At 40.9% G+C, this 22906-nt stretch carries 15 protein-coding genes and 1 pseudogene; 8 read left to right on the forward strand and 8 right to left on the reverse strand.

Annotation, left to right across the window (positions count from 1 at the left end):
• The first annotated feature begins 59 nt into the window (after positions 1 to 59).
• From HNR53_RS16820 to HNR53_RS16840, 5 genes are all read left to right on the forward strand, one after another.
• On the forward strand, positions 60 to 1685 hold the full coding sequence (locus HNR53_RS16820) for a flavin-containing monooxygenase (protein WP_184528118.1): 1626 nt from the start codon (positions 60 to 62) through the stop codon (positions 1683 to 1685).
• A gap of 282 nt (positions 1686 to 1967) precedes the next feature.
• Positions 1968 to 3179 carry an iron-containing alcohol dehydrogenase family protein gene (locus HNR53_RS16825; protein ID WP_184528120.1) on the forward strand — a complete coding sequence of 404 codons (1212 nt, stop codon included), beginning with the start codon at positions 1968 to 1970 and terminating at the stop codon, positions 3177 to 3179.
• Positions 3179 to 4603, forward strand: coding sequence for an NAD-dependent succinate-semialdehyde dehydrogenase (locus HNR53_RS16830; RefSeq protein WP_184528122.1), 1425 nt, complete (start codon positions 3179 to 3181; stop codon positions 4601 to 4603). The genes HNR53_RS16825 and HNR53_RS16830 overlap by 1 nt, the downstream gene beginning before the upstream one ends.
• Positions 4604 to 4751: 148 nt before the next feature.
• Positions 4752 to 5522 (forward strand): SDR family NAD(P)-dependent oxidoreductase, encoded by a 771-nt coding sequence (locus HNR53_RS16835; protein WP_184528124.1) that lies wholly within the window; start codon positions 4752 to 4754, stop codon positions 5520 to 5522.
• 153 nt (positions 5523 to 5675) lie between these two features.
• A complete protein-coding gene (locus HNR53_RS16840; protein WP_184528126.1) occupies positions 5676 to 7037 on the forward strand; it encodes an MATE family efflux transporter in 1362 nt (453 codons plus the stop codon).
• Positions 7038 to 8191: 1154 nt separating this feature from the next.
• Here HNR53_RS16840 and HNR53_RS16845 read toward each other — a convergent pair.
• From HNR53_RS16845 to HNR53_RS16860, 4 genes are all read right to left on the reverse strand, one after another.
• Positions 8192 to 8749 carry a hypothetical protein gene (locus HNR53_RS16845; RefSeq protein WP_184528128.1) on the reverse strand — a complete coding sequence of 186 codons (558 nt, stop codon included), beginning with the start codon at positions 8747 to 8749 and terminating at the stop codon, positions 8192 to 8194.
• Between the two features lie 670 nt (positions 8750 to 9419).
• Complete coding sequence (locus HNR53_RS16850; RefSeq protein WP_184528130.1) at positions 9420 to 9914, reverse strand: aromatic-ring-hydroxylating dioxygenase subunit beta; 495 nt, start codon at positions 9912 to 9914, stop codon at positions 9420 to 9422.
• An 18-nt stretch (positions 9915 to 9932) separates the two neighbouring features.
• A complete protein-coding gene (locus HNR53_RS16855) occupies positions 9933 to 11207 on the reverse strand; it encodes an aromatic ring-hydroxylating oxygenase subunit alpha (RefSeq protein ID WP_184528132.1) in 1275 nt (424 codons plus the stop codon).
• Between the two features lie 916 nt (positions 11208 to 12123).
• Positions 12124 to 13164 carry an HD-GYP domain-containing protein gene (locus HNR53_RS16860; protein ID WP_184528134.1) on the reverse strand — a complete coding sequence of 347 codons (1041 nt, stop codon included), beginning with the start codon at positions 13162 to 13164 and terminating at the stop codon, positions 12124 to 12126.
• A 235-nt stretch (positions 13165 to 13399) separates the two neighbouring features.
• Here HNR53_RS16860 and HNR53_RS16865 point away from each other — a divergent pair, with 235 nt between their 5' ends.
• Positions 13400 to 15646 carry an S-layer homology domain-containing protein gene (locus HNR53_RS16865; RefSeq protein ID WP_184528136.1) on the forward strand — a complete coding sequence of 749 codons (2247 nt, stop codon included), beginning with the start codon at positions 13400 to 13402 and terminating at the stop codon, positions 15644 to 15646.
• A gap of 196 nt (positions 15647 to 15842) precedes the next feature.
• Here HNR53_RS16865 and HNR53_RS16870 read toward each other — a convergent pair whose 3' ends face one another.
• Complete coding sequence (locus HNR53_RS16870) at positions 15843 to 17261, reverse strand: glycoside hydrolase family 18 protein (protein WP_184528138.1); 1419 nt, start codon at positions 17259 to 17261, stop codon at positions 15843 to 15845.
• 450 nt (positions 17262 to 17711) lie between these two features.
• Here HNR53_RS16870 and HNR53_RS16875 point away from each other — a divergent pair, with 450 nt between their 5' ends.
• Positions 17712 to 19307, forward strand: coding sequence for an S-layer homology domain-containing protein (locus HNR53_RS16875; protein WP_184528140.1), 1596 nt, complete (start codon positions 17712 to 17714; stop codon positions 19305 to 19307).
• A gap of 158 nt (positions 19308 to 19465) precedes the next feature.
• On the opposite strand, the gene HNR53_RS16880 is transcribed toward HNR53_RS16875, so the two are convergent.
• From HNR53_RS16880 to HNR53_RS16885, 3 genes and pseudogenes are all read right to left on the reverse strand, one after another.
• Positions 19466 to 20281, reverse strand: a complete 816-nt coding sequence (locus HNR53_RS16880; RefSeq protein WP_343065352.1) for a leucine-rich repeat domain-containing protein — start codon at positions 20279 to 20281, stop codon at positions 19466 to 19468.
• A gap of 12 nt (positions 20282 to 20293) precedes the next feature.
• Positions 20294 to 20353: pseudogene (locus HNR53_RS23695) on the reverse strand (hypothetical protein); the annotation flags it as partial.
• Positions 20350 to 21135 carry an S-layer homology domain-containing protein gene (locus HNR53_RS16885; RefSeq protein ID WP_184528144.1) on the reverse strand — a complete coding sequence of 262 codons (786 nt, stop codon included), beginning with the start codon at positions 21133 to 21135 and terminating at the stop codon, positions 20350 to 20352. The pseudogene HNR53_RS23695 and the gene HNR53_RS16885, both read right to left, overlap by 4 nt.
• Positions 21136 to 21357: 222 nt before the next feature.
• Between HNR53_RS16885 and HNR53_RS16890 the strand changes: the two genes are divergently transcribed.
• Complete coding sequence (locus HNR53_RS16890; protein WP_184528146.1) at positions 21358 to 22731, forward strand: DUF2142 domain-containing protein; 1374 nt, start codon at positions 21358 to 21360, stop codon at positions 22729 to 22731.
• The last annotated feature ends 175 nt before the right edge of the window (positions 22732 to 22906 follow it).

Raw genomic sequence — 22906 nt, forward strand, 5'->3', positions numbered from 1 at the left:
TAGGTGAATGGTGATCAAATGAGAACTGAAAACAAAACGAGTAATAGGAGGAGAAACATATGAGTCAAAACAATAATAAGTTAAAAGGGGTAGACTTTGATGCGGTTGTTGTTGGAGCCGGTTTTGGAGGTCTGTACTCTGTTCATAAACTTCGCGATGAACTAGGTTTAAGTGTACAAGCCTATGATAATGGATCTGATGTCGGAGGCACTTGGTATTGGAACCGCTATCCAGGCGCACTTTCAGATACAGAAAGCTATCTTTACCGCCTTTCTTTTGACAAGGAATTACTTGATGAAGGAGATTGGAAGCACAACTATTTAACACAACCGGAGATCCTCTCCTATTTAAACAGGGTTGCGGATAAATTTGATTTACGCCGCAGCTACCAGTTCAATACAAAGGTTACAGCTACTCACTTCAATGAAGAGGGGAACTATTGGGAGGTTACGACTGACAAGGGGGAAACGGTTACCGCGAAGTTTCTTATTACCGGTCTTGGTCTTCTTTCAGCAACGAATACACCGAACTTTAAAGGCATCGAAACATTCGAGGGTGTACAATATCACACGGCTAGATGGCCAGAAGAAGGCGTGGATCTGAAGGGCAAACGGGTCGGAATCATTGGAACAGGTTCTACAGGGGTTCAGGTTATTATTGCCATTGCTCCTGAGGTTGAACATCTGACCGTTTTCCAACGGACTCCGCAATACACTGTTCCGATTGGATTAAGAGAACAAACGGATGCTGAGAAAGCAGAAATTAAGGCGAATTACGATAAAATTTGGGAAGAGGTAAGGGCCTCTGCAGTAGCCTTCGGTCTTAAAGAAAGCACCATTCCGGCCGTTTCAGTTTCAGAAGCGGAACGGGAGCGCGTGTTTGAAGAGGCGTGGAATACAGGCGGCGGATTCCGTTTTATGTTCGAGACATTCAGCGATATCGCTACAAACCTTGAGTCAAATGATGCTGCGGCTAATTTTATTCGCAAGAAAATCCAAGAGATTGTTAAGGACCCTGAAACAGCACGCAAGCTGACTCCGACTGGTTTATATGCGAAACGTCCGCTTTGTGACAATGGGTACTATAATACGTACAACAGAGACAACGTCACACTTGTATCGGTAAAAGATACTCCGATTGAGGAAATTACAGCAAAAGGAATTCGCACGACAGATGGCGAGTACGAATTGGATGTCATCATTTATGCAACTGGATTTGATGCAGTCGACGGAAACTATACGAAAATCGATATGCGCGGCCGCAATGGTATCACAATGAATGAAAAATGGGCAGATGGGCCAACTGGCTATTTGGGCATGATGAATCCTGATTTCCCAAATCATTTCATGATCCTAGGTCCAAACGGTCCTTTCACAAACCTCCCGCCTAGCATTGAAGCGCAGGTTGAATGGATTTCGGATACTGTGAATTATATGGTTGAAAATGAGATTTCTACCATCGAACCAACACAAGAGGCATTGGATGAATGGCTTGCGACATGCCAAGAAATTTCGGATCAAACGCTATTTTCGAAGGGTGATTCGTGGATTTTCGGAGCGAATATTCCAGGCAAAAAGCATACGGTCTTGTTCTATTTAGGAGGTTTAGGAAACTTCAGAAAGGCATTGGAAGAAACAGGATTTGAAGGGGTTATTTTCGACCGTACAATGGCGAACGTGGAATAATATCGGGACTGCTAATGGAGCCGGGGACATTTCAGTCTAATCCGGCTCTCATCCACTGCACGATCTATTACAATCTATTACACAGCTGATTGTTATGAATGAATGGTTATACCACCCAATACAATTCCATGTTGAACCCAATCTACCCAAAAACCTGCATGGGCGTTATAACTGATATCTGTCTAAAGGGCGTCGTAATCGTGAGAATAAAAACAATCCCACCGATTCCTGATCCCTACTTAACTATCAAACAAGAAACAAGTGGATAGGAGGAACATCACGATGTATTTAAGTCAGCAAACCTTTCAATCTGTTCTACCGACAAATGTGATTTTTGGCGTAAACAGTGTAGAAGAAAGCTTAGCCGCAAAAATAAAAGAATTGAATAATACGAAGGTTTTTATCGCCACTGATCCAGGGCTTGTTCAAGCAGGAATTCCAGGTAAAATACAATCCCTTTTAAAGGAAAATGGGATTGATGCCGTCATCTTTTCGGAAATTGAGCCAAATCCTCATGCCGTAACGGTCATGAAGGGGGCTGAAATATATCAAGAAGAATCATGCGATATGATTCTCGCTGTTGGCGGGGGAAGTGCGATGGACTTTTCAAAGGCTGTTGGCGTCATGGCGAGCCATCCTGGTCATATCCTTGATTATCGCCGCGGCGAAAAACCAGTTGTCAACGAAATCCCAACATTGTTTGCAATTCCGACAACGGTCGGTACCGGTTCTGAAGTAACCAATGTGGCAGTGGTTACGGATCATGAGGCCGGCAGGAAATATGTTGTCGCTTCACCGGTGTTATACCCTAAGATTGCCTTTGTTGATCCAGTATTAACCACTTCTTTGCCGCGTCATGTTGTCGCAGCTACAGGGATGGATGCTTTAGTGCATGCAATTGAGGCTTTTACTTCAGTACGGGCAACGCCAATAACAGATGGCTTAGCACTACAAGCAATTAAGATGCTGAAAAATCACTTGCCAGCAAGCTATGCACATCCTGAAAATATTGAAGCCAGATCACAAGTGCATCTTGCAAGTACCGTTGCCGGGATGGCCTTTAGTCTTGGAGGTCTTGGGCTTGTACATTCTTGTTCCCACCCGATGTCGGCTATTTACAATGTTCCGCACGGGCTGGCGAATGCGATTCTATTGCCTTATGTGATGAAACACAATTTAATTTCAAACTATGAAAAATTTGCAGAGATTGCGAGAATTTTTGATCCTTCTTTAGCGTTCACAAATGATAAAGTTGCCGCGGAAAAACTAGTAGACCTGCTAAATGATTTTAATCAATCACTGAATATACCAAAGGATTTTAGCGTTTTAGGCATCCAATTTACACAGGAAATGGTCGATCGTTTAGCCCATGATGCCATGGAGGATAAAGGGACCATTCCAAATAATCCGCGAAAAGTATTCAAAGAGGACGTTATGAAAATCTATCACCAAGTGTTACCCCTATATCAAGAAGAAGGAGAATTGGCGCACTAATGTATATTAATGGGAAATGGCTGGAAACAGAACAAACATTAGAAATCAAAAACCCTGCCAATGGTCAAGTAGTTGACCGAGTCTTTTTAGTTGGAAAAGAAGAAACGAAACAAGCGATAGAGGCTGCTAAAAATGCATTTCCGGCGTGGTCTGGATTGACTGGAGAACAGCGTGCTGCTTACCTGCATAAAGTGGTTGATTTATTAACTGAAAAGAAAGAGCACCTTGCCCAAACGATTACGAAAGAAATGGGGAAGACGATTCATAATGCTCGTTATGAAGTAGGAAGTACGATTGCTTTCTTTAAATGGTATGCGGAAGAAGCACGCCGTGTATATGGTGATCTAATTCCTGCATCTGCTCCAAATAAAAGGATTTCTGTTTTAAAGCAGCCAATTGGAGTAGTCGGAGCGATCACGCCATGGAATTTTCCGTTATCCATGAGTGCAAGAAAATTAGGTCCTGCACTAGCGGTTGGTTGTACGGTTGTATTGCGCCCTTCCCGTGAGACGCCATTATCATCCGTGGAGCTTTTCAAAATTTTTGCAGAAGCGGGTCTGCCTGCGGGGGTTGTGAATCTTGTCATTGGGAATTCTTCTGAAATTGTCGGAGAATTAATGGCAAGTGACACGGTTCGAAAGATTACCTTCACGGGCTCTACTGAAGTGGGCAAGAAATTGATTCGCCAATCAGCTGACACGGTCAAACGTGTATCGATGGAGCTTGGCGGGCATGCTCCGTTTATCGTATTTGAGGATGCCGATATCGACCTTGCGATTGAAGGTGCGATTAGCAGTAAGTTTTCATCAACGGGGCAGCAATGTGTTTGTACAAATCGTATTTATGTCCATGATTCGATTTATGACACATTTGCCCGCCGCTTTGCGGATAAAGTTGCATCGATGAGAATTGGGGATGGCTTAGATGAGAGTACCCAGTTAGGTCCATTAGTGAACCAAGAGGGTGTTGATAAGGCACATGATCATGTCATGGATGCTGCGGGGAAAGGGGCAGCTATTCTTTGCGGTGGTCAAGCGTTAACTGAAGATCAATATCAAGCTGGCTATTTTTATTCCCCAACTGTATTAGCAGAGGTAACCGAAGAGATGAAAATTACCTATGAAGAAACATTTGGTCCTGTCGCGCCATTAATTCGTTTTCATGATGAGGCTGAGGTGATCGCAAAGGCGAATAACATCGAGTATGGGCTGGCTTCCTATTTTTATACAAATGATCTGTCAAGAGTGCATCGCGTTTCCGAAAAACTGGAGTATGGCATGGTAGGGGTGAATGACCCGGCCCCATTTGCGGTACAAGCTCCATTTGGCGGAGTGAAACAAAGCGGACTGGGAAGAGAAGGCGGTAAATACGGTTTAGAAGACTATCTGGAAACAAAATTAGTTTCGGTAGCGATCCGCAGTTAACCGGGACGCAGGGACAGGTAAAAAATTTTATGGTTAATTATCTGAAACTTAACATTATTAATAATTATCCGCAAATTTTGAACTGGACACAGGGGTCTTGTCCCACAAAGTGTATCGGATGATCGAAAAATTGAAAGGGTGATTGTTTATGGCTAAATTAGATGGAAAAGTTGCCATCGTTACTGGCGGTGCAGGCGGGCTCGGGAAGGAAACGGCTAAAGTTTTCCTGCAAGAGGGTGCTAAGGTCTTAATAGTAGACTTAAGTGAAGAAGCACTCTTGAAAACGAAAGAAGAGCTTCATCAGTATGGAGAAATCATTACCGTTAAAGCGGATGTTTCGCAAGAATCTGACACGATCAATTATGTTAAAACAGCAGTAGAGTACTGGGGTAAAATAGATGTCTTCTTTAATAATGCCGGTATTGAAGGGAAATTTTCTTCTTTTGTAGAAACAACTGTTGAGAATTTTGATCAGGTTATGAGTGTCAATGTCCGTGGTGTATTCTTAGGAATAAAGCATGTGCTGCCAGTCATGATGGCTCAAAAATCCGGCAGCATTATCAATACTTCATCGGTTGCCGGCCTTATGGGCTGGTACGGTATCACACCATATGTTGCTTCAAAACATGCTGTCATCGGGTTAACGAAAAATGCCGCATTGGAAGCAGCAAGTTCAAATGTACGTGTGAATTCGATTCATCCAGCGCCTGTTAACACGCGAATGCTGCGTTCCGTTGAATCCGGATTAATGCCGGGCCAAGCAGAAGCAGCGAAGGAAGCCATCACGAATGAAATTCCAATCGGCCGTTATGGAGAACCCATTGATGTAGCTAAATTGGTGTTATTCCTGGCATCAGATGATAGTACTTTTATTACTGGAAGCCAGTATAGAGTAGATGGTGGAATAGGAGCGAAATAATCTATTGGAAAACGCAGGGACGGACTGGTTCCTGCGTTTTCCTGTTTTCTTCCAAAGTAGTATACCCCGGTGGAATATATTAGGGAAACAGCAGAAACGTCCCCTTGTTTCGTGGTATAATAGTTCAGTTCGATTTCATTGTAGAAAGACGTGATGATTATACTAAAGAGCAGTTTTTGGAATTTATTTGGTACGCTGATTGTCGTCATAAGCGGGGCTGTGATTACAGTAGTAGCACCAAAAGTTCTTTCGGAAGAGGATTTTAATTTATTTAGAACCTTTATGCTTTATTCTACATACGCTGGAATTTTACATTTGGGGATTGCCGATGGATTTTTATTGAATAATGTCTCTTTAGGAAAAAAAGAGGCTTTTAAAAATTTAAGAATCAGCTTGCCATTTATCATCCTGCAGCAAATTGTGTTTTCCTTGTTGATTTTTCTTGTCCTGCTCTACTTTGTTGAGAAGCAAACAACCATTTATATTGCGGCAGGCGTATTGCTGTTTTCCATTGTTTTAAATGTCCGGACGCTGATGGATAACTATCTGATCATTATCAAGGAATTTAAAACATCGAATGTCATCAAGATAGTGGATAAAATCGTCTATTTAATTTTATTCTTTATCATGATCGCCTTTTTACAGCCAAGCTATGAACAGATTATGCTTTACAGTATTATTGCCTCTGCGCTGGCATTATTGATTTTAATCGGAAAAGTAAGAGCGCGCCCTGAAATACCGAAGCAATTTTTGCAAAAAAATGTCTCCGATATTAAAGTAGGGAGCCAGTTATTATATAGCAATTTATTAATTATCGTCTTATTTAACATTGATAGTGTCGTGGTGAATTTATTTTTAAATAAAGACTTTGGTAAATTTGCCTTTGCCATCAGCATCGTGATGTTAATCAACTCGTTCGCCGAGTCGACTTCGCAGGTGTTTTTCCCGTACCTGGCTACGGATTTAAAAGAAAATATGTTTAAGGTGAATAAGGTGATTGTGTTCGCGATCTTCGGCATTTGGCTGTTGATTTTGCAGTTTACCTATTTGGCCATTCCGGTCATCGAGTGGGTGTATCCAAATTACGCAGCCAGTATCCCGGTGCTGCTCGTTTATATGTTAATGTCATTGTTTACGTTGATCATCCGCGTATCGCAAAACAATCTCTATAAGGTAAAACTAATGCAGGTTCGCTTTATTAAAATTGAATTGGGCGTCCTGCTGTTTACTATTGTTTGCTTAGGTTTCATGTACAAGCATCTGTCCATGATGGGCATTGCCCTAGTTATCATGGCAGCAAGAGCCATTTGGTATTTGTTCAATGAATTTGGGATTGGCAATAAAGACCGCTCCATCCTTTATTTGCTGGCGGGCTTTATCGTCTACAGCGGACTGTTCGTTCTGCTTTATGCTAAAGTGGATAGCCTCTGGCTGCAGCTTCTTGCTTTCTTGGTTGTGTCGTTGCCGGTTTATCTTGGCTTGGCTCGGAAGATGAAGCAGGCTGTGGCAAAGTGATGACGTGAGCGGGGAAGCTGGTATAGTGGTGTTCCGTGAAATATATGTGCAAGAGCCGATTGGTTTGCGAAAAATCAGTCGGCTTTTTTTGTGCTGGAAAATAGAAAGGGCTACCTCAAAAGGACAGGATGAGGGAGGAACTAGGAAAAGCTGTCTAATAGAAGGCCTCAAAAGGACAGGATGAGGGAGGAACCCGGAAAAGCTGTCTAATAGAAGACCTCAAAAGGACAAGATGAGGGAGGAACCCGGAAAAGCTGTCTAATAGAAGACCTCAAAAGGACAAGATGAGGGAGGAACCCGGAAAAGCTGTCTAATAGAAGGTCCCAAAAGGACAGGATGAGGGAGGAACTCGGAAAAGCTGTCTAATAGAAGACCTCAAAAGGACAGGATGAGGCAGGACCCCGGAAAAGCTGTCTAATAGAAGACCTCAAAAGGACAGGATGAGGGAGGTATTCGGAAAAGCTGTCTAATAGAAGACCTCAAAAGGACAAGATGAGGGAGGAATTCGGAAAAGCTGTCTAATAGAAGGTCTCAAAAGGACAGGATGAGGGAGGAACCCGGAAAAGCTGTCTAATAGAAGGCCTCAAAAGGACAAGATGAGGGAGGAACCCGGAAAAGCTGTCTAATAGAAGACCTCAAAAGGACAGGATGAGGGAGGACCCCGGAAAAGCTGTCTAATAGAAGACCTCAAAAGGACAGGATGAGGCAGGAACCCGGAAAAGCTGTCTAATAGAAGACCTCAAAAGGACAGGATGAGGGAGGACCCCGGAAAAGCTGTCTAATAGAAGACCTCAAAAGGAAAGGATGAGGGAGGACCCCGGAAAAGCTGTCTAATAGAAGACCTCAAAAGGACAAGATGAGGGAGGACCCCGGAAAAGCTGTCTAATAGAAGACCTCAAAAGGACAAGATGAGGGAGGACCCCGGAAAAGCTGTCTAATAGAAGGTCCCAAAAGGACAAGATGAGGGAGGAATTCGGAAAAGCTGTCTAATAGAAGGTCTCAAAAGGACAGGATGAGGGAGGACCCCGGAAAAGCTGTCTAATAGAAGACCTCAAAAGGACAGGATGAGGGAGGAATTCGGAAAAGCTGTCCGAACCGAATGGTACCTACATTGCCAAAATAAAAGAGACAGGGAGCTGCCCCCCCCTGTCCCATCAAGCTGGACTTTTTGTCCTTTTTTTCAAGTTTTCCTCTAAATGCGTCAGCGGATAAGTAATCACTGGCAATGCGAACAAAGCCCAAGGGATGAGATATCCGAGCAAATAATAGTCTACCCCATTGATAAACATGTATTTAAACGCGAGAATAATTCCACTGATGACAGCCGCGAAGATCCCGCCCCAAAAGGCTGGAATGATGCCAATGATATACCAAAGAATTTTTAAAAGAATATGCGGCATAAAAGGAGAGCCACTTTGCAGGATTTTCCAGCTAATATCCAGGAATGTGATCGGGATGCTCCCCATGACGACTAATGCGCTTTTCACCCCATCCATTATCGTTGGTTCCTCTGAAGTCGAAACGTTTATACCTTTATCTAATGTATATTCGAAAATAGTAAACTTTTGATAAGTTTGTTCACTTTGAATGACTGTTTCAGCAGAAAAGTAGAAAAAAATAGAGGCGATAAAAACAAAGATCCATGTCACCCGGGTCGAAAGAGTGATTAATCCATTTATCGCATGCAAGACACTCGTAGTTTTATGTAACACTGCTATCCTTCCTTATCTATTATTTCAATCCATACTTTTCAATCATACTATTCAGATAATTTGTTGACAATTGTTTCCTTGGGAAAATCCGAAGAATTACCAAGTTCGCGACTAAAGTTTGTGGAGCTTTTTTGTGATTTATAGGGCTAATTCCCCGTTTGCATTGAAGCAGGGGGACGGTTCTCCTGTTTCCCTAACTAATTCCATTTTACTGGTACTAAATAAAAAGAAGGCTGTCCCAAAAGTCATTTTCCATCGGCTTTTGGGGCAGATCTTTTTGTTTCTGGATAAAGGACATTTTTTGGAGAGGAAAGGGAATGATTGCCCTTCATAGCCCGGATGAAGGCCTTTTTTATAGAGAGGAAAGGGAATAATGTCCTTCATAGCCCGGATGAAGGACATATATGTGGAGAAGACAAAGCAAAATGTCCTTCACGACCGACCCGGATAACCAAACCAATATAAAAAAGGGACGGCCGAGTGCCGTCCCTTTGTCCTAGTATATCTTCCAGACAATTATTCACATTTATTTATCCGCCTTAACGGGCAGTTAGAACTTCTGCTTCCAGATACTGCGTATACGAAGAGAATGGAAGACTCACTGTCCGTTAAGGTCAGAAAGAGGAACTAACCATCAGCAGGATGGGGACCCTGCTGATGGGGTTACACATTACAGGATGATACTAACGCGAGAATGTGGTCTTAATGCTTCAAGATCTAGTAATGATTTGCGATCTTTGATTTTTAATTCGCCGTTTTGTACTACTAAAGTGTGTTGGTATTGACCAACATAAGCATCAGTGAAGCCGTAACGCATACGGTATACGATGAAGTTAGCTGTAATTTTTAGCTCAGCACCAGTTTGTTCTTTAATTTGAACATTTGTGATGAATCTTCTTGTACGTGAACGTGGGTTTTCAGCATGTGCCCATTTATCAGAAAGACGTTTTACACGTGCTGTTAATCTGTGATGATCGTCAGCAACTAAGTATAAGCTGTTTCTGTGGTCGCCTTCGTTGTTGTCAGTAGTAGGTATTGCATAAGTTGCATCGTCTGTTAATAATTGCATCCATTCTTCTAATTTCCAAGAATCAAGTAAATCTGCTTCTTTAAATAATAATTGTTCTACGTCTTTTACAGTAATTTGTTCATTAGCAATAGTCATGGTTTTCCCTCCCTAAAATTATGCGTTTGTTTCTTGAACTGCTTTTTCTTCTGCATTCATTAATGAATCGTATTTTCTCCAGAACGCTCTCATTTGTTTTTCATCAGTAGTTGGAGAAACTTCTCTATGCATACCTCTTGAAATATCAGACCATTTAACTTGCTTAACAGTGTTTTTGAATCCAAGTTGTGCAGTTTCTAATGATTCGATATCATCTGGAGTTGCGAAACCGCCAGGTCCTAAGAATGTTAAGAAGTTATCTAATCTCAATTCTCTTTCTTTGGCATCTTCATCAACTGGTCCTAATGCCCATGCATTAATTTCCATGTAGTCAGGGGCTACAGGATCCCAAGTACGAATCGTTACAGATACGATGTCATTGATGATTAGGTTAGGGAAAATCCATACGTTTCTGCTGATATCTGCGATCATACGAGCTTTTTCTTCACCATAAAGCTCTACTAATTCAGCGCGTTTTGCAGCAATACGAGCTTTCTTTTCATCAGACCAGTTTTCTTGTGCTTTTGCAATTGGACGTCCCCAAGGAGCTTCATATTGCATTACAGCGTGACCGCCTTCAAGTGCTTTTCCTTCGCCGTAAAGTCCTTTAGAGATATCTTGACCTTCATCAGAAATGTAATCAAGGTATGTTTTATGGTTGTAACCAACATGGTAACCATCGATACTGTTTTCACCTAATAGTTTCCAGTTAGCTCTAATTGCGTATTTTTGTGTTCCAGGAAGAACTTCCATGCCTGCAGCTGATTGATCAGCAACATAATCTAAATATACTTTTGCTCCGCCAAGGTATTCTTCAAGGCTGATTGCGTTATCGTCAAAGTTACAGAATACAAAGCCTTTGTAGCTTTCGTTTCTTACACGGTGTAAATCTAAAGCTTTTCTGTCAAAAGTTTCAGCATAACCGTCTTTTTCCATAGGAACACCAACTAGTTCCCCAGAGTTTTTGAATGACCATGCATGGTAAGTACATAAGAAAGTTTTGCAGTTTCCTTGTTCGCCGCGGCAAACAAGTGAACCACGGTGAGTACATGTATTTAATAATACGCGAATTTCACCTTCTGCATCTCTTGTGAAAATAACTGGTTTTCCAGCAATTGTTCTTGTGTGGAAGTCACCGTTGTTTTTAATTTCAGATTCGTGACCAACATAGATCCAGCACTTTTCAAAAATGTTCGCGCGTTCTTGTTCAAAAATTGCTTGGTCTACGAATGCTTCGCGGTTAACCAAAAATTGGTTTTCAGCCTTATTGTCGATGATAAAAGTTTTTCCCATTACCCATTCCCCTTTTTGTTATTTTTTTTTGCAACAATTTGTTACCTGTCCCCTTTTTTCATCTATATAGATGAAAGTGATGCCCTTTACATTTTACTCACCCCTAAGGCAAATGAAATATTAAATATTCAGGCTATAAGATTTGATTTATAGCAGAATATAGATTGGCATAATGGGGATAAAATCTTGGGCCTTGTCAGCTTCATGATTTTTTACGAATAGATCCCCTCAGAACTATTGAAAAAATAATTAACACTATGAAGCGCTTACAAACCTAGTGAAAAAAATAAGTTTTCTACTATTTGTTATATCCAAATAATGTTTTTTACTTTTTAGAAAATTTACTCTTTTCGTAAATAAATTTAACATGTTTTTAAAACGTTTGTCTAATAGAAATTTGTTTGAAAATGTTCACAAATTCATAAAAAAATACTATAATTACGTTGTAAAAGTAAGAATATTGTCGAAAAATAGGGAAATTTTTCAATAAAATGATTTTATTTATCGTAAATATACTTATTACTATTATTATATTGTTATATTAAAAAAGTCAGCATTCAAAAAAGCAGTATATAACCATACACTGCTTTTCACACAATATTTGTTTTTAGGTGCTGCTAAATCTTATTGTTGATCAGTATACTGCCTCGTGTGCATGTGTTCACTTAAGTTCCTTGTGCCAAGGAAAATCCGTTCACGTCATACACATAAGGCTGAAATCAACTATGAACGCCTGTTTTTAAAAGCAATATTTCAGAGGCATTGTTAAAGCTCCATGATCCCTGCTTCATAAAATCAGTTTTATTTTTTCTACTAAAACTCCATCTAACTCATTTCGCATAACCATTTCATCGATAATAGCCCATACTTTTTCAATTGGCATTTGTTTCCTGTATGGCCGTTCCTCGGTCAATGCCTAGTAGATATCACAGATCGTCATGATTCGCTCGAGTTCACCAATTTTGTCCCCGGATAAATGTAAGGGATAGCCGCGGCCATTGAGCTTCTCATGATGATTGGAGGCGTATTCGGTAATTTCTTCAAATCCGTCAATTTGTTCGAGTATCCATCGGGTGTAATAGGTATGTTTATTGATTTCATAACGTTCCTGTTCATTTAGCTTGCCTTTTTTATCGATAATATCATTAGAGATGGCCAGTTTGCCTACATCATGCAATAGGGCGGCAACATACATTTTTTCTTGAACTTCATCGTCATATCCGAGCCCTTTCGTGATTTTAAGCGTTAAATTAGCAATCCCAGCTGAATGACGATAGGTAAATGGACTCCTTTTGTCAATGATTTCAGAAAATGCATAGGCGAATGCTTTTGCTCCTTCCCAATCCAATTCACTCTCTTGGATGTCGACCCTTTTTGATAGAATCGTATTAAATTCGTGATTGAAATAGTCTAAAAGGATATATTCCTTTTCTATTAGTTTTTGCAAAGAAAGCAATAGTTCTGGAGCAAATAGAGCGTGAATATCCTGGATCCAGCCTTTCATTTCAATAAACGCCGCGGAATTCAAGTTTTTCAAGTTTCTAAAGCTGGAATCAAATAAATCAGCTAAACAAATAATTTGTGATGGTAATGGAATTGCTTCTCTTTTTAAGTGAAAGGGCCCAGTGCCGTTTACATACTCATGATGGTAAAGAATATATTCTGAAATAATATTATTCAGTGGGAGATTTTTGCTGATCTCACTGCCAGCTATACAATGATCTTCAATGGAAGGGGAATTGCTTGCCCCGATGTCATGCAGTAAAGCTGCATAATAAATATCTTTTTGCTTCTCCTTTGACAAGGGTAATTCCTTTGCGAGCATAAACGCCATATAGGCTACGTGTTTGGCATGCGAGAAATAGTTTTTCTCGGCCACGTCTAAAGCATAGGATAATCCTTCTATTAGCGATCTTTCATTAATCTTCATTTTTCTCGTCATCTCAAAACCTTCCATTTCCGAATCTCTTTTATGGTAGTTTAATTGTCGGTGTTGCTACTATATTATGTCAAGATAATAAATTGAAAATCGAGAGTGTCCTTACGCTGCGATGGAGGGAGGGGTTGTTTCTTCCTGTTTGGAAAAAAACAGGGAAACGCGAGAACCGTCCCTCTGTTTTTTGAAACTTTCTCCATGTCTCTTTCGTAATGGTATATAATGGAATTATAAGAAAATATTAGGAGTGATATTTTTGAAGAATTATAAGAAGCTGGTCGTTATCCCATTGTCCACTATTTTATCATTTGGAATTTTAGTCCCCAATATTGGTGCCGAGACACTGGCACAGGAACAACAAGAGCGGATTCAGGTTCGAGTTGCCTCAGTAGAGTCAGAGGTTTCGAAGACGGATCTGATCAATAAAGTGAAGGCTCTTTTTCCCGGGAAGTTTGATTTTCTCAAAGACGGTGATTTCGAAATGTCAAGCGGACATCAATATCCTGATGATGACACCATCCGTTATGACTTGTCGTTTTTTAAAGAAGTCAAAGGCAAGCCTGTTCACGGGAATTTCGGCTTTGCTGGCGAGGATTTACAAATTGAATACTTTTTCTATCAGCCAGCCGATGCGGCAGATGCGCTTTTCCCGGCAAAGGTAAGTAAAGATGAGGCGCAAAAAATCGCCGTTGACTTTATGATTCAATTTGCCAAAAAAGGTGATTATCAACTAGATACTTCGCATGATTTTTACATAGAGAATCAAACTTTGGTAGAACCAATCCGCTATTCGTTCTCGTTTGTGCGCTCTGAAAAAGGGATTCCGATTGCTGATCAACAAATGATGGTCACGGTGCTTGGAAATGGCGATGTGGTGGATTTCTTCCGTTCTTATCCTGATAATAAGGGCAAAACTTATGACGAAGCAGGGAAAGTGCTGCCAAAGGATCAAATTTTAGCAAAAGTAAAAGAGAATCTTTCCGTTCAATTACAATATCAGGTTGATTATGATTATCGTACAGGGAAGCCGTACGTGTCCCTTGTTTACCAGCCGGCTCGCGGTGCAGGCGGTGTTCATGCTTTAACAGGCCAATGGCAGACTCCTGATGGCTTTTCTGCAGAATTGCCGAAAGATGAAGGGGTTAAATTCCTTTCCCCAGAACCGTTAAAAGCAAAGGATAGCAATTTTACAAAAGAGAAAGCGAAGGCTGCAGCGGAAAAAATCCTCGCGGTTGATTCTGATAAAATAACACTGAAGATTGATGCGGTGGAGGAAAGAGAGAACTATAAAGGACAGATAGTCTTTAGTGTGCAATATATGTATGAGACGAAAAGAGGCGAAGGTTTCGGAGGAGATCTGGAATTTGATAAAGGTACAGGTGAAATCGTTCAGTACTATAATGTCAGAGGCGATCTCTTAGCGGAAACGGGTGAGAAATCAGCAACCGGGAAAAAGATTTCTAAAGCAGAAGCGAAGGAAAAAGCTGTTCAGTATTTAAAGGAATATGCGCCATCTTATCTTCATCATTATGCGGAGTCAGGTGAGGAAGGCTTCTATGCCGGCGATGGGACCTATCATTTTATGTTCCCCCGCGTCGTAAATGGAATTCCTGTTATGGGGGATCAAATCTCTGTCGGTGTTGCCGAGGATGGTTCGCTGCTGCTTCTTAGTGTGGACCAAGTGAACATTGAAACTTGGCCTGCGGTAGAAAAAGTGATTTCTAAGGAAAAAGCAAAGGCAAAATTCACTGATAGCTTAAGTCTTGAACTGCGTTATATGAATGGTCTGCCTGGTCAGGTCCAAGGTCAAGACCAAGGCGAGGATAACCACTATGATCTTGTTTATCTGCCGCTTTACGATGGTCTCAATCCTAGTTTTATCGATGCCTATACAGGTGAGTGGCATAAAATGTTCCAGAAGGGCAGCAGTAAGACAGTATCCCATTCTTGGGCGGAACAAGAGCTAAATTACTTGATTAAAGTCGGAATACTAGAAGTCGAGGATGCAAAGGCTTTTAATGGCAATGCGGTAATCACAAAAGGCGAGGCCATTCAAGTGCTGATCCGGTCACTTTCTCCTTCTTATGAATTATACAGTCCTGAATTCCAGCAAAAAGCAGGGCAAACCTTTGCGAATATCGGCGAGGATCATCCGCTCTATCAGGTAGTGGAACGCGCCGTCTCAATGGGAATTCTGGAAGGTGAAGGAACCTTTGACGAAAAGGCAGTTATTACAAGGGAAGAATTGGCTGTTTGGTACATCCGTGCCCTAGGTCTGGAAAAAGCAGCACAGCAAGAAATCTATCAATTAAACTTTGCTGATAAGGACAAAGTAGAAAAAGAAAACACCGGCTACGTAGCCCTAGCCAGCTCATACGGGCTGCTCACAGTCAACAATCAAGGCAACTTCAATCCTGACGACAAAGTAACCTACGCCCAACTGGCGAAATCCATCTTCAGAGTAGCGAAAGAAGCCTATGAAAGACAGGGTGGATACAAATAAGAAACATAGGGACGGTTCTCCTGCCCCTAATGTTTTCCAGTTTAATAAACTGCTAGAAAGTGGAGACGGTTTGTGCCATTTCGCTGAGGTTTTCAAACGAATAAACTACGATAATGATAGAAGGAGGGTTAATCAACTGGTGATTAACCCTCCTTCTAATTCGGAACACAACTTGCGGTAAACATCCATGCCGTCCTTAAAACTTTTGAATCCGAAATTGATCCGCCAGGACGAGCCAATTTTGCGGGAAAGGATTTCCCAAAACCCAATAGCTGACTCCGCGTAAATTTAGTTCCTTGACGAGCTCGTATTTCGCCTTGACACTGCGGGCATCTTCAAACCAGACGACATGCTCTTTTCCTTGTTCATCACGATAATGGAAAAACGGTGACTGCGATGGTCCGTCAAATTGGATTGCGGCTCCTTTGCTTGCAGCCAATTGAACAGCTGCCTGCGGACTCAAGGTAATCGCCCAAGGGTTGCCGTATTTCCAAGGAAGGGCCCAATCATACCCGTACAAAGGCATTCCCATAACAATTTTTTCCTTCGGCATTTCGGTTAGGGCATACTGAAGGACTTTTCTCACTTCACTAATCGGAGCAACGGCCATTGGCGGCCCTCCTGACCAGCCCCATTCATACGTCATAATCACGACAAAATCAACAATTTCCCCATGTGCTTTATAATCATGTGCTTCATATAATAACCCTTTTTGCTCGCGGCGTAATTTAGGGGCAATTGCGGTAGATACTGAGTAACCCAATGGATGAAGTCTGTTGACCACTTTCCTTAAAAAGTTGTTATAAAGCTCTCGATCTTGAGGATAAATATATTCAAAGTCAAGATTTAATCCGATATGGCCCTTGGTTTTCATCACTTGAATGACATTATTAAGTAATTTTTCCTGCACCTCATCACTGATAAAAATGGCATGTGCTGTATCTGAGCTGAATTGCCCTGCTTTGAAATTGGTCAGGGCTAATAATGGAGATACATGTTTCGTTCTCGCCACATTTAGAATCTCCGTATCTTCTTTCGGCTGCAGGATCGTACCATCTGCTTGTGCGGCATAGCTAAAGGGAGAAATGTACGTTAAATAATCTCCTATTTCTCTTATAATTTGCTGCCCTGGTTGATCAAATCTTGTGATATAGGCATTTACTTCGATCATGGGTTTCACTTTATCGGGAATAATTAAGCGCTGACCCGGATAAATTTGCTTAGGGTCGGCAATTTGGTTAACCCGCACAATATCTTGAACGGGGACACCATATTGAATCGAAATGGCCCAAAGGGTTTCACCGGATTTTACAATATGAAAATCAGTCGGAATTCTTAATCTTTGTCCTGTATAAATAAAGGAAGGGTTATCAATCCGGTTTAATTGAATAAGGGATGCTGTAGTTACACCGTATCTTTGGGCAATCATCCATAAGGTTTCTCCAGATTGAACGATATGATACCGGGCCGCCTCTGGTATAACAAGTGCCTGCCCAACGACCAGCAAGTTGGGATTTGATATTTGATTGGCAGCAGAGATTTGCCCTGTATTCACTCCATACCTTTGCGAAATTCCCCATAAAGTATCGCCAGACTGCACGACATGAATCAGCATCCATGATCCCTCCTAAGAAGCAGGAAGATAGTACTCCAGCTTCCATTCAACCTGATGTTTTCATCCATACTAAAAGTATGCGAATAGATAAATGAATATGTTTAAAAACGCGGGGACGGTTCTGCTGTTTCCCTAATGTTTCCCAAATTAGTAAACTACGATCACGATAAAAGAGGATTTTATCCCCAATAATTTTTTTGAATGAATGTTCTTGAGAAGTGCAAGGGGGACAATGGTTGTACGACTGCCTTTTTGGTAATTGTGTAAATTATTTTAAATAAAGGAATAAAGGTCTAGTAATTTGTCTGTTAAAATAGTAATATTATAATATATTCAGATATTTGTCATCACTTTCCTATGTCTATAACACTAATTAGAATGACATAAATGGGTGGATAAATGTCTGGTCTTTCAAGGCAATAAAAATATTACATAATGGAGGAAAGACAAATGAGTTATGGACAAAAGGTCAACCGGGTATGGGCTGCATTGGTTGCACTAGTGCTAATGGCAGCAGTGTTTGCGGCTTATCCTGCACAGGCAGCGTCTAAATTTACAGATGTTAGTCCAAAATACGCTGAAGCTGTGGATTATTTATTAGCAAATGGCATTACTGTTGGGATGTCAGAAAAAGAATTCGGGACATATTTACCGATTAAGCGTGTTGACGCCGCAATTATGCTGGCTAAAGCACTGAAATTAGAAACTTCAAGTGATGCAGTATCAGGATTTACAGATGTTCCAAAACGCGGTGAGCCGGCTGTAAAGGCGTTGCGTGATGGGAAAATTGTATTAGGAAAAACAGATACTTATTTTGCTGCCCAAGATCCGATCCAACGCGGTGAAATGGCGTTGATTATTGCAAAAGGGTATAAATTATCAGGTGAAGGCACAGTAGTTCCATTTACAGATGTGGCTCCACAATATAAGGACTCTGTAGCTGCTTTAATCAAGAATAAAATTACGTATGGTAAAGATGCCGTAACATATGGTACACATGATAACATTACACGCGGCGAGTTCGCTTTATTCCTTCACAGATTATCAAAATTAGTTGAGGAACAACCAGGAACAATTGATCTATCTGTTTTAGATAAAGGTTTACTGGATGGCAGCATTTCGCTCGATAAATTACTAAGCAATTCAAAATTACTGCGTGTATCTCTTCCACTTGAAGGGCTTGCAGTAGGGGATGTTGTAAAATTAGGAACAGGTGACGTAAACCTATTAACCCTTTCCTTAACGCAAGATGATTTAAATAAGGGTTATGTTGATCTTGGATTAAGCACAGATATTTTAAAAACTTTAACAGGCGGAATCCCGCTTGATTTAACAGCTGTTCTCGAGACTGGCGGACAAGTTCTTAACAGTGCTGCAGAAACAATTAAGCTTCCGTCATTGCTGGTAAAACCAGTGATCGATTTAGCGAAAAATACAGTAGCTGATTTAGGGTATATTTTATCGGGAGAAAAGGAATTACTTGTTGACATTGATGGTGCAGCTATCAAGCCGGCAAAAGCTGGCGACCAGCTAAAACTAACCATTAATGCAGCTGGAATCACAGAAAACCTTTCAAAAGTGATCACAGCAGCTGACGTTCAAGCAGGGGTTGTAAAATATACATTTACTGATAAGGACTTAGTAGGAAGACTTCTAGAAGGACTTACAGTGGGTAGTGATATCGTCATCACACCAGAAATCACGGATGGAAACCAAATTACTAAAGGAACTGCTGTAACCTATGAAGTAACAACAGGCGTTCTTCAAAGTGTAATTAACATATTAGTTGGTACACTAGATGGAGTATTATCTGGTAATGTATTAACTGACGTAACAGGTGATGTATTATCCGGTGTAACAGCTGGTGGTCCACTAGGTGATGTATTAGGCACTGTACTAGGCGGAGAGCTGGTAGGCGGCGATCTAATTGGCGGTCTATTAGGTGGAAACTTATTAGGCAACGATCAAATCGGTAATCTATTAGGTGGAGACCTATTAAGCGGTGTGCTTGGCGGCTTACTTGGCGGTCTTGGTGGTCTACTTTAAGTAAATATTAAATGAGGGAGGAACTGCTTTTAGCTGTTCCTCTGTTTTCATGTTACAAACAGAATGAAAGAAAGAGCCATCAAAAAGTGACGGCTCTTTCTTTCTATTTTTATCGAAGGAAAACAGAGGGACAAGATTGCGTCTCCTTGTTTCATTTTTCAATCAACTACGATGGCGCCGCGTGCCTCTAGTTTTTCAATTACTTTTTGTGATTCTGCATTCAGTTCATTATCCAGCAAAGTTAGCTCTTTTAAATTCGCATGTTCACTTAGCGGAGTGATATCCGTTATTTGATTAGATGCTAAATGAAGTTGCTGCAGCTTGGTTAATTGCCTCAATACTTGGATATCGCTGATTCCGTTTGTAGTTAAATCAAGATCGGTCAGATTGGTTAAGTTGCCCAATGCATCGATATCACTTAATTCATTTACGCTTAGATCCAGCTTCTCAAGCTTGGTTAAGTTTTTTAAAGCATCAATATCACTGATGTTGTTGAAACTCAAACGGAGTAATATCAATTTGTTTAAACTGCTTAGGGCGCTGATATCATTTAGACCATTGTAATCCAGGCTAAGAGCATAAAGATTGGTTAGGCCGCTTAGTGCACTGATATCACTTATTTTATTGTCGGCTAAAGTAAGTTGCTGCAGCGTTTTTAGTTTGCTTAACACGTTGATATCACTGATCTTGTTGTAGGATAAACCAAGCGTATAAAGAGTCTTGAATTCGGGCAGCACGCTGATATCACTGATTTCATTGCCAGTTAAGTCAAGATCGGTCAGATTGGTCAACCTCTTCAACGGACTGATATCGCTGATGTTGTTCTGAAATAGATTAAGCATAAAAATGTTCGTTAACCCCGCTAAGGGACGAACATCACTTATATCATTGAAGGATAAAGTCACAATCTCAAGCTTGGTTAATCCACTTAAGGCGCTGATATCACTGATTCGATTGGTTGGTAAATGAAGCACTCTCAAATTGGTTAACCCACTCAACTTACTAATATCACTTATTTCGTTCATACCTAAATCAAGATAGGTCATATTCTTTGCATATTCAATCCCTGAGATATTTTTAATAAAATACCACTACCGGAAACCCCTGGGGCTTCAATTTTACGAATGCTGTTCATATCAGCAACGGTGATGTTTCCCATCGGTTTGTTGAGTGTTTCCCTTATCGCCTTTTCAAATTTTTTATCAGGAAAATGAACAACTGCCGCGCGGAATGACGGTTCCAATGTTCGTGCCATAAATGCAGAAAACTGTCCGCGCGTTACCGCTAGATTAGGCCGATAGGTCCCATCCGCATATCCGCTGGCAATCCCATTGGCGGACACATTCAAAATAGATTGATAGGCGGCCATTTTGGTAGAGACATCGGAAAATCCATTTTCAGTTCCTTTTGTTAAAGTAAAGGCCCGATTTAAAAAGATAGCCATTTGGGCCCGGGTGACAGAATCGTGGGGACGGTAAGTTCCATCCGCATATCCGCTGATAATCCCTTTTTCAACGGCTGCCGCAATATATCCTGAGCCCGTCACATACGCCGTGACATCCTTAAATTTCGTATTCCTTGGTTCACCGCTTAAGTTCAAAGCACGGCCGAGCATCATGGCTGCTTGTGCCCGGGTGACTGTTATATTCGGTTTAAATGTGCCATCCGCGTAACCCGAAATCACTCCCTTTCCTGAGAGATAGAGAACCTCATCATAAAAAGTATAGCTTGTTGAAACATCCTTAAATCTACTTGCGGCTTGACCATTGACTGGAGCAACAAGACCTAAGACTAGAACGAAAAGGACTAAACGAATTAACTTTTTCACCCAAATCCCCTCCTTTATTACAGTATAACACCATCATCCAATATTTTCCTTTTCGCTTTTTGAATATATAAAGACAAAAAAACAGGGGGACGATTCTCGTATTTCCCTAATTATTATCTATTTTGGAAATGACTAGGAAAACAGAAGAACCGCCCCCTTATTTCCCTAAAATATGGTAATATTATGTTAGGTCGACAATTTTTTAGGTAAGGAGAGGAATAAGTGGGAGAAACTTTATTGAAAGAAAGGTCGAAAATACATTATCTATTCCTTATTTTGATTATTCCGATAGGTATTTTTTGGACCTATTTGATTCCTCCGTTTCAAACTCCGGATGAAACGGTGCATTTTTATCGTGCCTTTGAAGTGGCAGAAGGCCATATGACGAGCGGGCATGATGAAAATGGAAGAATAGGAAACTATTTTTCTGCTTCAATTCAAGAGTTTGTCGACAAAGTCAAGTTAGAGGAAATCGCCTTTCATCCTGAAGTGAAATTATCGAGCGAGGAATTAGAAGAGGTCAAAACAATATATCTATCTGAGGAAAATCAGATTTTCTACTACTTTCCTTCAAGTGCCATCTACAGTCCAGTCCCTTACTTGCCGCAGGCACTAGGTATTTTTATGGCGAAAGGGTTAGATTGGTCCGTTTTTTCGATTCTGGTGACAGCCAGGGTGTTTAATTTAATTGCCTACGCGTTATTGACTTTTTATGCGATTAAGATCATTCCAAAGCTTAAAAGCTGTTTGTTTTTATTAGCGTTCATGCCGATGAGTCTGCATCAGGCAGCCTCCATTAGCGGCGATGCATTGCTTTTTGGTGTTTCCTTTTTGTTGATAGCGTATGTTTGCCGGTTTATTTTTTCAGAGGAAGCTACTAAGTTTACGATAAAGGATTTTCTTATTATTTTAGCCTTATCGAGCGCTGCATCGCTGGCAAAACCTGCTTATTTTCTGCTATTCTTGCTGCTCTTTTTGGTTCCGGTGCAAAAGTATGGAAGTAAGATGGCGTATTGGAAATATAATATGTCGATTGCTGTTCTTTCAGTAGCTGCATTATTCAGCTGGATGGCTTTTGGGAATAAAGCGGCAGCGAATAATGATCCAATCGAACAAACAAAATGGATCTTACTGCATCCATTACAATATTTGAAACAATTTTTTGGCACGTTTCTCTATGGCGATCAACTTTATCTGCAGTTCGTGGGTGTTCTAGGCTGGGTCGATACTCCGATTCCCTATATTATTAGTTTTCTATTTACGATCCTTTTTACAGCTTCCATTATTATGGAGAAACGGAGCGGGCATGAAAATAAAGATACCGTTATTCGCGGGCTGCTATTATTGGCTATTTTTCTAATAGAGGCGGCTGTAGTGGTGACGATGTTATTTTTAGCATGGCCGCAAAATGATCCGAGCCGTGTACTCGGGGTTCAAGGGAGATATTTTATTCCGATCTTTCCATTGCTGGCATATGGTCTATATGCCGCCCTTCCAGGAATAAAAAAAATCCCTGCGTCTATTTATTACACCTTGGCAGTCATCTTTAGTCTCTTCATTTCGTCATACTGGCTATATAATCGCTTTTATCAGTGAACCATGGAGTGCGGGTTTAGCACGGTAACATTTTAAACTGATAGATTCATATGTTTTAAAAAGTGGAGAGCTATCACCAGGATCCCTTTAAGCAAGTGGCAGAAGAACCTTTCCCACTTGGAAAAAATTAGGGAAACATGAGAACCGTCCCTCTGTTTCTATTTAGGAGATGAAA

It is taken from the genome of Bacillus benzoevorans (assembly GCF_014207535.1).
Lineage (GTDB): Bacteria > Bacillota > Bacilli > Bacillales > Cytobacillaceae > Bacillus_BD > Bacillus_BD benzoevorans.

Bases quoted from the DNA above. Each gene is read 5' to 3' on its own strand.
- HNR53_RS16820 (WP_184528118.1), top strand. From the start codon at position 60: ATGAGTCAAAACAATAATAAGTTAAAAGGGGTAGACTTTGATGCGGTT.
- HNR53_RS16825 (WP_184528120.1), top strand. From the start codon at position 1,968: ATGTATTTAAGTCAGCAAACCTTTCAATCTGTTCTACCGACAAATGTG.
- HNR53_RS16830 (WP_184528122.1), top strand. From the start codon at position 3,179: ATGTATATTAATGGGAAATGGCTGGAAACAGAACAAACATTAGAAATC.
- HNR53_RS16835 (WP_184528124.1), top strand. From the start codon at position 4,752: ATGGCTAAATTAGATGGAAAAGTTGCCATCGTTACTGGCGGTGCAGGC.
- HNR53_RS16840 (WP_184528126.1), top strand. From the start codon at position 5,676: ATGATTATACTAAAGAGCAGTTTTTGGAATTTATTTGGTACGCTGATT.
- HNR53_RS16850 (WP_184528130.1), bottom strand. From the start codon at position 9,914: ATGACTATTGCTAATGAACAAATTACTGTAAAAGACGTAGAACAATTA.
- HNR53_RS16855 (WP_184528132.1), bottom strand. From the start codon at position 11,207: ATGGGAAAAACTTTTATCATCGACAATAAGGCTGAAAACCAATTTTTG.
- HNR53_RS16860 (WP_184528134.1), bottom strand. From the start codon at position 13,164: ATGGAAGGTTTTGAGATGACGAGAAAAATGAAGATTAATGAAAGATCG.
- HNR53_RS16870 (WP_184528138.1), bottom strand. From the start codon at position 17,261: ATGCTGATTCATGTCGTGCAGTCTGGCGATACTTTATGGGGAATTTCG.
- HNR53_RS16875 (WP_184528140.1), top strand. From the start codon at position 17,712: ATGAGTTATGGACAAAAGGTCAACCGGGTATGGGCTGCATTGGTTGCA.